The following is a 12,190-nucleotide window of genomic DNA, read 5'->3' on the forward strand; positions in this document are numbered from 1 at the left end:
CGTCGTGCCGCCATTTTCATCGACGTACAAAGGAGCGACGAACATGGACCTGCAACTGAAGGGCTTGAAGGCGATCGTCACCGGCGGAACCAAGGGCATCGGTCTCGCGATTGCGCGGACGCTGGCTGCCGAGGGCGCCGACGTGGCCATTTGCGCACGCGACGCGGCCAGCGTCGCGGCGACTGCGAGCGCGCTGTCCGAACTGAGCGGCGCTCGGGCATCGGGCGCGGCCGTCGATGTGTCGGATGGCGCGGCGCTCAAGGCCTGGGTCGAGCGCGTGGGTGCCGAGTGGGGCGGGCTCGATATCCTCGTGGCCAACGTGAGCGCGCTTGCTATCGGCAACGACATCGAATCGTGGCGCAAGGAGTTCGAGACCGATCTGCTCGGCACGGTCAATCTCGTCGATGCCGCCATGCCGTATCTCACCGCGAGCAAGGCTGCTTCGATCGTCGCGATTTCGAGCGTATCGGGACGCGAGATCGACTTCGCTGCGGGACCTTATGGCGTCTTCAAGGCCGCGCTCGTGCATTACATGCAGGGGCTCGCGAATCAACTCGCATCGAAGGGAATTCGCGCGAACACGGTTTCGCCGGGCAACGTGTACTTCGAAGGCGGCGTGTGGGACTGGATCGAGCACAACGATCCGGCGCTGTTCGAACGCGCGCTGGCGCTCAATCCGACCGGCCGCATGGGCAAGCCGCAGGAGATCGCGAATGCGGTGGCGTTCGTTGCGAGTCCGGCGGCGAGCTTCGTGAGCGGCGCGAACATCGTCGTCGATGGTGCGCTCACGCGCGGCGTTCAACTCTGACAAACCGGGCAACTCAACGGGGGCATCGAATGGAAACACGCAGTGCGATCGACATCGATCTCGTCAACCTCACGGTCGAGAGCGTGCAGGACGGATTCAAGCGCGGCAAGTTCACGGCCGAGCAACTGGCGCGGGCCTGCTTCGACTGGATCGAGCGCCATAACGGCACCTATAACGCGCTGATCTTTCTGAATCCGGCGGCGCTCGACGATGCCCGCAGCATCGACGAACGGCGCGCGGCCGGTGAATTATTGGGGCCGCTCGCGGGCGTGCCGGTCGTCATCAAGGACCCGATGGACATGGTCGGCTTCCCGACCACCGCGGGATGGTCGAAGCTGTACAGCAAGACGGGCGGCGTCGATCTGATGCCCGAGCGCGATGCGCCGGTCGTCGCGCGCATGCGTCGTGCGGGCGCGATTCTGCTCGGCAAGACGAACGTGCCGATCCTGAGCCACACCGGCTCGCACGCCAACGATAGCTGGGCGGGCCCCACGATCAATGTCCCAATGCGCGACCGCGTGCCGGGCGGCAGCAGCGCGGGCACGGCGTCGGCGGTGGCATCGGGCATGGCGGTGCTCGGGCTCGCCGAGGAAACCGGCGGATCGATCCAGAATCCCGCATCGGCGCAGGATCTCGTGGGCATCAAACCGACCATCGGTCTGGTGCCGAATGCGGGCGTGGTGCCGTTGTCGGGCAACCGCGATGTCGTCGGGCCGATCGCGCGCAACGTGAGAGACGCCGCGCTGTGTCTCGACGTGCTCGCCGGCTACACGAGCGAAGACCCGAAGACGCTCGCGAGCGTGGGCCGGCAACCGGAAGGCGGCTATGCGGCCGCGCTGGACGGCAACGCGCTGCGGGGCAAACGCATCGGGCTCTACGGTCCCGGGTGGCGCAATCAGCCGCTTTCCGACGAAGCCGCCGCGTTGTACGAGCGTGCGAAGGGCGAACTGGTATCGCTCGGCGCGACGCTGATCGACGATCCGTTTCAAGGCTCGGGCTTCGCCGATCTGCGCAAGACGACTGCGCCGCTGGCCAATTTCGATGCGCGCGGTCTCGAATCCATTCCCTACGATGTCGAGAAGTATCTCGAACGGCTCGGCAAGGGCGCGGCGCTGAAGACCTTCGCGGAGTTCGCGCAGGCCACGCAGGACGAAGACGCATTCGGTCCGGACGGCGTGTTGAACTTCATGCATAACCTGGCGGATTTCAAGGCCGCGCTGGCGAATCCGTCGCTGCCGCCGGAGATGCCCGAATTCGTCGCACTGAAGGCGCGTTATCTGCGTATCTTCGACAAGGTGTTCGACGAGCAACGGCTCGACGCGCTCGTCTTCCCGCAGATGCGTTGCGAGCTTCCGCCGCTACACGGCAAGGACACCATTCAGGAAACGACCGTGGGCGAGATCAATATCGCGGGTCTGCCGGGCGTCGCGGTGCCGGCGGGTTATTACGCGTCGGGCTCGCCGTTCGGCCTCATCTTCGTGGGCCGCCAGTGGGACGAAGGCGCCTTGCTCGCGTTGGCCTATGCGTATGAGCAAGGCGCGGGCAAGCGGAAGGCGCCTGTGCTCGCCTGACGCGGGTTGCACGCGCGTGCGTCGAATGGCTCGCCTTTGCGGGCGGGCCGCACGAATCCCGCGCTAGCCGCCATCGCCGCTGCTGCGATTGACGACAAGAAGTATTCCCGCGCCGGAAATCACCGTGCCGAGAGCCATCAGCCACGATAGCGGCTCGCGAAACATCGCCCATGCCCAGATCAGCGTGACGGGCGGGCTGAGGAACAGAACGCTCGTCACGCGAGCAGACGATGTCCGCCGCAGACACGCCCAGTAAAGACCGCATCCGCCGAGCGTCGCGAAGATGACGCTCCACGCGACGCTCGCCGCGAAACCGGCGGACAGCATCGGTGCAATGCGGCCTTGAGATGCTTGCAACGCGAGAAAGATCGGGCACGACACCAAGCTCTGCAGCCAGAGCATGCCGAGCGGAGTCAGGGTGCCGCAGTGCGAAGAACGTTGCTGCCAGACGGTGCCCGCCGCGAGCGATAGCATCCCCGCGACCGGCAGTCCATAGGCCCATGCGGGCGCGCTGCCGAGAGAAAGGGCATCGCGACAGACGATCAGCGTCCCGGCAAGACCGAGCCCTAATCCGGCCCACACGACAGCCGGGCTGCGCTGGCGAAAGAGACACGTGGTAATCAGCACCACGCCGACAGGCAACAAGTCCGCGATGAGGGCCGCCAGACCGGCGGGCACGCCAAGCTGCACGCCACCCGCGACGCCCGCAAGATAGCCGGCCATCGCCAATGCGCCGATGCATGATTGCCGGATCAGAACAGACTTGGGCGCATGCCGCATCTCCCGCGCCACAAACGGAAACAAGCCGATGGACAGCGCGATGAACCGCCACAACGTCACCAGATAGACCGGCGCATAGTCCGCCGAGAACCGCATTCCGATGAAGCCCGAACTCCAGGTGAGCACCATTGCCGCTTCGAGAAAAGGCAGCGGCATGGGGCTCCGTCCCGGCACGGGCTGGTCTGTGTATGTTCTCGCCATGCATCCACACTAGCGCGCCGCCGTGGATTCGAAAATCAAAATATACTGATCCGGTCGTTCAACAACGCTAAACCACCCGGGATCACACGATGAGCACAGTGCTAGACATCGAACTGCTGCGGACCTTTCACGCGATAGCGCGGCTGGGGCGCTTCCGGGCGGCGGCCGAGCACGTCAACCGAAGTCCGGCGGCGGTGAGCCTTCACATTCAGCGTCTGGAAGCCGCTGCGGGCGGCAGATTGCTGGAGCGGGACAATCAGTCGGTCACGCTGACCGTGTTGGGCAAACGGTTGCTGGCGAGCACGGGCGAGTTGCTGGCGGCTCACGACCGGATAATCGACGAGATCAAGGGCAAACGGCTGGCGGGCCGCGTCGTGCTCGGCATCCCCGACGAATACGCTGCTCACGTGATTCATGACATCCTGCCGGACTTCGCGACGAGTTGGCCCGACGTGGTGCTCGAAGTGAAGACCGCGCCGAGCTTCAAGCTGCGGGATCAGATCGCGCGCGGCAAGCTCGACTTGGCGATCTTCGTTCAGCCCGCGCACCGAAGCAGATCGGCGAACGTACTGACGCTGACGACGCCCGTCTGGGTCGGCAGTCCGACGTTCGCGCTCGACGAGTCACGTCCGGTTCCATTGGCGCTGTACGCCGAGCCGTGTCCCTATCGTTTGGCGATGACAGACGCACTGGAAGCCGCGGGGCGCAAGTGGCGAGTCGTGCTCGACAGCGCATCGACGCAAGTCATCAAGGCGTGCGTCGAATCAGGGCTCGCGGTGACGCTGCTCGACCGGGCAAGAGTCACCGCGGACATGCGCGTGATCGACGGTCTTGCGCATGTAGCCGATCACGAGGTGGTGTTGATGCGCGGTGACACCGGACGCGCAACCGAGGCCATCGATCTGCTCGCAACGGCGCTGCGGCAGCAGTTCCGGCTTTAGCGCCGCGCGCGATTCGAGCATTCAAGCGCCGGCTCTTTGGAGAAACTTCGCCCGCATCGGCTTCAGCACGAACATCGCGAGCACGGCCGTCACGATGTCGAGCGTGATCCCGACGCTGAACACCGGCACCCAGCTTCCCGCGTGCTGATGCAAGAGCGCCGCGAGCGGACCGCCGAAGATCGAACCGATGCCCTGCGAGATATACAGCCAGCCATAGTTTTCGGTGGCGTGGCGCGTGCCGAAGGTATCCGTCAAGGTGGACGGGAAGAGCGAGAAGATTTCGCCCCAACCGAAGAAGACGACGCCCGAGAGCAGCACGAACAAGACGGCGTTGTCACGCGTCAGGAGCCACAGCGCCATCGCCACGCCTTCGAGCGCGAAGGCGAAGAACATCGTGTTTTCACGGCCGAATTTGTCGGAGACCCAGCCGAACAGCGGGCGCGTGAGTCCGTTGGTGAAGCGGTCGATGGTCAGCGCGAGCGGCAGCGCGGCCATGCCGAACACGACGACCTTCGTGATGCCGAAGTCCGCCGCGAAGGTCGCCATCTGCGATGTGACCATGAGGCCCGAGGTGGACATCATCGTCATCATGGCGAACATGAGCCAGAAGAGCGGCGACTTCATCATTTGCGAAGGACGCAGATTCGGCACGTTCGATACCGCCACCGCCGATGCCTTCGCCGGCGCTTCGTCACGCGGCACGCGCAAGCCTTGCGATGCGACGAAGCCCACGACCGCGAACGCGATGCCGTAGATCGACAGCGTCGCATCGAGACCGCGCGCCGCCAGCGATGCCGAGATCGGGAACGTCGTCACGATTGCGCCCATGCCGTAGCCCGCGGCCACCGCGCCCGCCGCGAAGCCGCGCCGGTCGGGGAACCAGCGCACCATCAGCCCGACCACGCCGACATACACGATGCCCGTGCCGAGCCCGCCCACGAGACCGTAGGTGAGATACAGCATCGATGTGCTCGCGGCCATCGACGAGAGCACCCAACTCAGGCCCGACATGACGGTGCCGAGCGAAATCAGCAGGCGCGGACCGAAGCGGTCGATCAGCTTGCCCTGAAACGGCGAGAAGAACGTCTGCAGGATGATGAGCAGCGAGAACGTGACCTGCAACTCGGGCAGCGGCACGCCGAGCTTCGCCGACAGCGGTTTGGTCAGCAGCGTCCACACGTATTGCGGGCTGGAAATCGACATCATGCAGAGCAGGCCGAGACCGAGTTGCAGCCAGCGGTTGTGAGCGGCGATCGCGGGCGCGGCCGCATCGTCGTGCAGTGTCTGGATGCGTGTGCTCATAGGCGTTCCCCGGTTGATGTGCGGATAAAAAAGGATGAGTCGTGCCCTCCGGTTCGACGAGCGCGGAACCGGATCACTTCGAAGCAAGAGCGTGTTGAGCGTTACCAGCCGGCGGCTGAGCCGTCGCTGCGTGGATCGTGACCGGCTTCGAATAATCCATCGGGATACCGAACGATTGCGCCGGCGTGCCCCATCGCTTCGTCGTAGGCGGCGAGCACTTCGACGTCGTGACCGAGCGCGCGCAATGCGTCGATGGTCTCGTCGGGAAAGCGCGCTTCCAGCTTGAGCGAGTCGGTCGACTGGCCCCACGTGCGGCCAAGCAGCCAGCGCGGCGCATCGATCGCGGCCTGCGGATTCCAGCCGAATCGCGCGATGCGCGAGAACACCGCACTCTGCGATTGCGGCTGGCCGTCGCCGCCCATGTTGCCGTAGACCATCGTGCGGCCATCGGCGAAACGGGCGAGCGCGGGATTGAGCGTGTGGAACGGACGGCGGCCCGGCATCAGCGGATTGAGCGACGACGGATCGAGCGAAAAGCTGCAACCCCGGTTCTGCCAGTTGATGCCCGACTGCGGGAGAACGATGCCGCTGCCGAACTCGTGATAAATGCTCTGGATGAAGCTGACGGCAACGCCATCGCCATCGATGACGCCCATCCAGACCGTATCGCCGGGACCGCGGCCACGGCCCCAGGGCGCGGCGCGCGACATCGACACTTGCCGGGCCATCGCATCGAGCGCGGCGGGATCGAGTTGCGTGACGGCATCGATGCGCATGTGGTCCGGATCGGTCACGTGTTCGTCGCGCACCTTGAAGGCGAGCTTCGTCGCTTCGACGCATGCATGGACGAACTCGGGGCCGAGCGGGTTCATGTCGTCGGTCAGCACGCGGTCCAGCACGCCGAGAATCAGCAGCGACACGAGACCTTGCGTCGGCGGCGGCATGTTGTAGACGGTGCCCAGCGTATGCGTGAGCGCGAGCGGCGTACGTTCGCGAGCCGTGTGCCGTTCGAGATCGGCGAGGGTGATGAGCGTTTCCAGCGACGACAGGTCGTGCGCGATGCTGCGCGCCAGATCTCCGCGATAGAAGTCGTCGAGACCGGCATCGGCGAGCTGTTGCAGCGTTGCGGCGAGACGCGCGTTGACGAAGCGCTCGCCGGTGCGCGGCACGCGGGCATCGGGCATGAAGGTTTGCGCGAAGCCCGGCACGTTTCCGAGTTCGCCGCACTTGCCCGCCATGCAGTCGGACTGACTGCGCGTGACGGGAATGCCCGCCTTCGCATAATGAATCGCGTCTTCCAGCAGACGCGCAACGGGTAGGCGTCCGCCGAGCGTGTTCTTCGAGAAGCGCTGCGCGAAGTCCCAACCGGAGACGGTGCCCGCGACGGTGTTGGCCGCGAGCGGGCCGCGTGCAGGAATGGCGTCGAGGCCCAGCGCGCGATACGTGCCGATGTCGGCGCGCATCGCTGCCGCACCGCACGCCTCGATGCCGATCGGCGCGTGACCCGGACGCGAGATCAGCCAGAAGCCGTCTCCGCCGATGCTGTTCATGTGCGGATAAACCACCGCGACGGTGGCGGCGGCCGCGATCATCGCTTCGACGGCGTTGCCGCCTTCGCGAAGGACGGCGAGCGCACTTTGCGATGCAAGCGCATGCGGCGCCACGGCCATGCCGCGCGAGCCGCGTGTGGGATTGATTGCAGCAGAGACTTCCAGAGACATCGACGTTTCCTTGTATACAACGAAATCGTCAATGCGAGTTCCGTGCCAGGCGTCCGTGAAAACCCTATGGAGCCTTGCTGACTATGCCTTGCAGCGTGGTTTGCCGCATGTTTGAAGGAAGCGCGGCGATGCCGTCAGATGGTGCGCCGCGGTCGCGCCGGTGCGTGCGCGACGCTCGAACGCCCCGCTTCGGTGCGGGCGCCGAGCAGGCGCTGCATCGTGAGGCCGCTCACGCTTGCCTGGCTGCCGCTGATATGACGCGACACCAGTTCGACGCTCGATGCGCTGTCGCCGCGACGAATGGCATCGAGAATGGCGGCATGCTCTTCATACGTCTCCGCGATGCCATCGCCCTTCACGAGATCGAGCCGGCGCACCACGCGGATACGGTCGGTGACGCGCTGCATCGTCGCGGTGAGTTCATCGTTGCCCGCGGCCGCTACCAGCGCATGATGCAGCGATTCGTCCAGTTCGACGAGCTTTCGTCCATCGACGACCCGGCGCGCACGGCCAACGCGCCAAATGCGATCGAGCGCATCGAGCAGCAAGTTAAGATCGGCTTGCGGCGTTTCGCCATTGCAGAGCTTGCGCACGGCGAAGACCTCGATCATCTGACGCATCTCGTAGAGGTCGTCGAAACGCTTGTTGTCGATGGGCACCACTTCCCAGCCGCCGCGCACATAGCCTTGCATCAGGCCATCGCTTTGCAGGCGTTGCAGCGCTTCGCGTGCAGGCGTACGCGATACGCCGAAGCGTTCCGCAATGGCGCCTTCCGTCAGCCGGTCGCCGGGCAGGATCCGCATGTCGAAGATTTCCTCGCGCAGCGTGTAATAAACGTGATCCGCGCGCGACAGCGCGGCGTCTTGCGCGTTGACAAGGCTTGCGTCGGCCATAACGGTGAGCGGGGTAGCGTGCATGGACGGGAAGCTTATCAAAGGGCTGCGCGTCGCCAGAATTGCTGGACGGCAAGAATCGCTTTGTGAATAAATGGCGCGTTCGCCAGCGAAGCTGCCGCGCGATTTATCGCTTCAATTCGAAGATGCTGTCGATCTCGACCGGGATGCCCATCGGCAACGTATGCACGCCGAGCGCGCTTCGAGCGGGAAGCCTGTCTTGTCCGAACAATGTCAGCAAGAGGTCGCTGGCGCCGTTGGCCACTTGCGGATGTTGCGTGAACGACTGTTCGGCGCGCACGTAGACCGTCAGCCGGCTGCATCGCTCGATGTTGTCCAGACCGCAGGCTTGATCGACGCAAGCCAGGATCATCAGCATCGTCAGATGCGCCGCGTGGCGCGCCGTTTCGACAGACATGTCGCCGCCGACCATTCCGACGATTGGCTTGCCGTTTTCGAAAGGCCCGAGACCGGAAACATAGACCTGACTGCCCGCAATCGACACCGTTCGATAGGAGCCGAGCGGCGCGATGGGCGCCGGCAGTTCGATCCCCGCTTGTGCAAGGCGTTCGGATACGTTCATGTTCGGCTCACCGTGATGTGATCAAAACACTAGCGTAACCCGGTCAATATCCTCGGCTATCGCGATCGCGATTTGTATTTCCAGAAGGGCGGCCCGTCCTGCGCGTCACTGCTTCGCTCCGATTCCCTCGATGCGCCACAACTGCGTCTCGAGGCGGGGGCCTGTCTCGGGCTTGAACCAGCTCATGTCCTGGATGTGGGAACTCGTAACGTAGAGGGTCCCGTCGGGGCCCTCGGAGAACGTATCGGGCCAGCGCAGCCGCTTGTCCTGCACGAGGGTCGTGATGCGATCCCCGTCACGGACTCTGACTGCGTCCTGCTCGATCGCGCTCAGATAAAGTCGCCCGCGCTCATCGATCCAAAGACCGTCGGTCGGCTCCGTCTCGGCGACACGCTCCACGCGCGCTTCGAGGTCCTTCTCCGACAGACGCGGGTTCTGCAATGCGTTTGTCGCGATGCGATAGAGCGTGCGACCGGTCAGTGCTTTCCAGTAGAGCGTGCGCCCATCGCGCGAAAGCGCGAGGCTGTCGGCGGCAAATTCGACTCCGCGTCCGTCGGGTCGGCGTAGCGGCTGCCCGTCGATCCTGACGACCACGTCCTTTTCCGGCTGCGTGCTCGGATGGCCGCCGAGCACGCGCCTGGCCTTGCCGGTCTGCAGATCCACGACCACGAGCGCTCCCTTGGCCCCGGCATCGGTCAGGTAGGCATAGTGACCATCCGGCGAAAACCGCACATCGTTCAGATAGCTTCCCTGAGGCGCGACGCTCTCGTCGAAGCGGATCACCTGCGCGACCTGGTTCGCCTTGAGGTCGATCTTGACGAGCTTGGGTCCGCCCGGCACGAGCGATGCCGTGGCTGGCGCGGCCGGATCGACGACCCAAAGATTGCCGTGTGCATCGGTCACGACGCTCTGGACGCACACGAAATGATCTCCGGCGGACATCTGGTTCTTCTTCTCGTTGCGCCATGCATTCCACTCGTCGTCCGGGTAGGGTTTGATCTGGCCGTCGCGCGTCACTTCTGCAACCGAGACCGGCGCATCTTCTGTCCAGCGCGGAAAATTGACGAAGATGCGCCCATCCTTCGAAACGGTCACGCCCGTAACCTGGTGCTCGAATTTTGCGACCTGTTGCAGTTGTGGCGTATCGGATGTAGGCCCCGCGTGCTGCTGTGCGATGGATGCATTGGCGAGAAGCGTCATCGCCACGATGGCGGACGCGGCTGCGATTCGGATCATGGTCGTTTCCTTTGCATGGCGGCACTCGGGATGCGCGGCGAATTTACGGCGCGAACACGGCGCGGACGCAGCCGTCGGTCTTGTGCTTGAACATGTCGTAGCCGCGTGGCCCGTCCTCCAGCGAGAAGCGGTGAGTGGCGAGGTAAGCAGGGTTCAGCTCGCCTTTCTGCGCGTGCGAGAGCAGCCGATCCATATAGGCTTGCCCGTGCTGCTGCGCGCTGCGCACCGTCATGCCCTTGTTCATGATGGCGCCCATCGGGAACTTGTCGATCAGCCCGTAGACGCCGAGCACCGACAGCGTGCCGCCTTTGCGGCAGGCCATCACGGCCTCGCGCAGCGCCTGGCCGCGGTCCGTCTCCAGACGCAGCGCCTGTTTGACGCGGTCATACGCGTATTGCGGCCCGGTGCCGTGCGCTTCCATTCCTACCGCGTCGATGCACGCGTCGGGGCCGCGCCCGCCGGTCATCTCCATGAGCGTTTCGAGGACGCTGTCGACCGCCGTATAGTCGATCGTCTCGGAGCCGGCGTGCTCGCGCGCCATCTGCAAGCGCTCGGGAAAGCGGTCGATCGCGATGACGCGCTCCGCGCCCATCAGACGCGCGCTTTGCTGCGCCATCAGCCCTACGCCGCCGCAGCCCCAGACCGCGACCGTGTCGCCCGGCTGGATGTTGCAGAAGTCGGCGCCCATGTAGCCGGTCGGCGCCGCATCGGAGAGGAACAGCGCCGTATCGTCCGCGACGCCGTCAGGGACTTTGAAGCAGTCGTTGTCGGCAAACGGTACGCGCACGTATTGCGCGTGCGCGCCCGCATAGCCGCCGAACGCGTGCGTGTAGCCGTAGATGCCTGCGGTCGTATGTCCGCCCAGAAGGGGTGCCTGTAGCTCGGGCTTGGGATGCGTGTTGTCGCACAACGAGTAGAGCGAGTGCTGGCAATACCAGCATTGCCCGCAAACGATGAATGAAGGAACCACGACGCGGTCGCCCTTTGCGAGGCGCTTCACCTCGGGGCCGATCTCCTCGATCACGCCCATGAACTCGTGGCCGATGACATCGCCCGACTTCATCGTCGGGATGTAGCCGTCGATGAAGTGAAGATCCGAGCCGCAAGTCGTCGACAGACTGACGCGCAGGATCGCGTCGCGGGGATTGATGATCTCCGGGTCTTTCACAGTCCCGACGCGCAGGTCGTTTACCCCGTTCCAGTACAGTGCTCGCATGTTCACTCTCCTTAACGCGTGGTTGCGCGAGCAGCGGGCTGCCGCTCAGTGGTGGGAATCTCGCCGGTCTCGACGAGGCTCTTGAAGCGCCGCAGCGCGTTGTCCGCGACCAGATTCAGCGGCGTGGTCCCGAGAAGTTGCAGCAGGCCTTCACCGAGCGCGCCGCCGGGCGGGTCGAACCGGACGTGCAGCGTCGCCACGGTGCCGCGGTCGTTCGGGGCGGCGTCGAAGCGGACGGATCCCTCGTTCGGAATGGCGGCGCCAGGCAGCGAGCGCCAGCCGACGCCTCCGCCGGGGCCGTCGACGATCTCCGATTCCCATTGGTAGGCGCGACCGAGCGGCGTCCTTATTTCCCAGCGCATGCGGCCGTCGCCCGCCGGGTGCAACGTCGCGAAGCCTGCCACGAGTTGCGGGAGCGTCCCGGGCGCAAGCCAGAGCCGACGAAGCTCGTCCGCAGTCTTGCCGATGGTGATTGCGCGCTCCACCTCCGGCGTCGCGCCGGCGGTCCCACTTCGCCCCTTGTTGTCTGCCCGTCCGCGATGGAGCGGGACACCGTACCCGGCACTCGCCGCTGCCATGCCCGCGCAGGCAGTGAGCGCGAGAGCCACGGCGCCTTTCTTTCGTCCGGCGAGTCCGGACACGATCAAGGCCGCGCTGAGCGCGACGGGGATCCAGCCAATGCCCTGCATGGCTTCTCCGGCCGACACGCCCGAAGAATGGCCGCCGCGCCTCAGTGATTCGCGCGGCCGGATAGCAAGAATGTTGCTTGCCATAACAAATGCTCCAAAGGTTACTGATCGCCGTGGTGCCCGCTGCGCGGTTCGTACCGTGCAGCGGGATCGACGAGACATGTTGGCGACGCTCGAGCCCATTGCACGCGTGGCAATGATTGAGCGATGAGCCCGAGCGCTCATGCAACCACGATCGCTGCGTCGCTT

Annotated in this window: 11 protein-coding genes; 3 read left to right on the top strand and 8 right to left on the bottom strand. The window is 64.9% G+C overall.

Annotated elements, in window-relative coordinates; all coding sequences use genetic code 11:
* The first annotated feature begins 43 nt into the window (after positions 1 to 43).
* Together BG60_RS06465 and BG60_RS06470 are read left to right on the top strand one after the other, a co-directional pair.
* Positions 44 to 808, top strand: a complete 765-nt coding sequence (locus tag BG60_RS06465; RefSeq protein ID WP_008348126.1) for an SDR family NAD(P)-dependent oxidoreductase — start codon at positions 44 to 46, stop codon at positions 806 to 808.
* Positions 809 to 837: 29 nt separating this feature from the next.
* A complete protein-coding gene (locus BG60_RS06470) occupies positions 838 to 2,379 on the top strand; it encodes an amidase (RefSeq protein ID WP_008348121.1) in 1,542 nt (513 codons plus the stop codon).
* A 63-nt stretch (positions 2,380 to 2,442) separates the two neighbouring features.
* Here the strand turns inward: BG60_RS06470 and BG60_RS06475 are convergent, their stop codons facing one another.
* Positions 2,443 to 3,315 carry a DMT family transporter gene (locus tag BG60_RS06475; RefSeq protein ID WP_034470932.1) on the bottom strand — a complete coding sequence of 291 codons (873 nt, stop codon included), beginning with the start codon at positions 3,313 to 3,315 and terminating at the stop codon, positions 2,443 to 2,445.
* Between the two features lie 134 nt (positions 3,316 to 3,449).
* Here BG60_RS06475 and BG60_RS06480 point away from each other — a divergent pair, with 134 nt between their 5' ends.
* On the top strand, positions 3,450 to 4,301 hold the full coding sequence (locus BG60_RS06480) for a LysR family transcriptional regulator (RefSeq protein WP_008348117.1): 852 nt from the start codon (positions 3,450 to 3,452) through the stop codon (positions 4,299 to 4,301).
* 21 nt (positions 4,302 to 4,322) lie between these two features.
* Here the strand turns inward: BG60_RS06480 and oxlT are convergent, their stop codons facing one another.
* From oxlT to BG60_RS39320, 7 genes are all read right to left on the bottom strand, one after another.
* Positions 4,323 to 5,603 (bottom strand): oxalate/formate MFS antiporter, encoded by a 1,281-nt coding sequence (gene oxlT / locus BG60_RS06485; RefSeq protein ID WP_174447710.1) that lies wholly within the window; start codon positions 5,601 to 5,603, stop codon positions 4,323 to 4,325.
* Positions 5,604 to 5,704: 101 nt separating this feature from the next.
* Positions 5,705 to 7,324, bottom strand: coding sequence for a gamma-glutamyltransferase family protein (locus BG60_RS06490; RefSeq protein ID WP_008348114.1), 1,620 nt, complete (start codon positions 7,322 to 7,324; stop codon positions 5,705 to 5,707).
* Between the two features lie 134 nt (positions 7,325 to 7,458).
* Positions 7,459 to 8,217, bottom strand: a complete 759-nt coding sequence (locus tag BG60_RS06495) for a GntR family transcriptional regulator (RefSeq protein ID WP_008348112.1) — start codon at positions 8,215 to 8,217, stop codon at positions 7,459 to 7,461.
* 127 nt (positions 8,218 to 8,344) lie between these two features.
* Entirely contained in the window at positions 8,345 to 8,800 is a 456-nt protein-coding gene (locus BG60_RS06500; RefSeq protein ID WP_008348110.1) for a RidA family protein, read from the bottom strand.
* A 105-nt stretch (positions 8,801 to 8,905) separates the two neighbouring features.
* Entirely contained in the window at positions 8,906 to 10,000 is a 1,095-nt protein-coding gene (locus BG60_RS06505; protein WP_241484849.1) for an SMP-30/gluconolactonase/LRE family protein, read from the bottom strand.
* Positions 10,001 to 10,079: 79 nt separating this feature from the next.
* On the bottom strand, positions 10,080 to 11,252 hold the full coding sequence (locus BG60_RS06510) for a zinc-dependent alcohol dehydrogenase (protein WP_034470938.1): 1,173 nt from the start codon (positions 11,250 to 11,252) through the stop codon (positions 10,080 to 10,082).
* Between the two features lie 11 nt (positions 11,253 to 11,263).
* A complete protein-coding gene (locus BG60_RS39320; RefSeq protein ID WP_051996434.1) occupies positions 11,264 to 12,025 on the bottom strand; it encodes an SRPBCC family protein in 762 nt (253 codons plus the stop codon).
* Positions 12,026 to 12,190 lie beyond the last annotated feature (165 nt).

This window comes from Caballeronia zhejiangensis, from assembly GCF_000698575.1.
GTDB lineage: Bacteria > Pseudomonadota > Gammaproteobacteria > Burkholderiales > Burkholderiaceae > Caballeronia > Caballeronia zhejiangensis.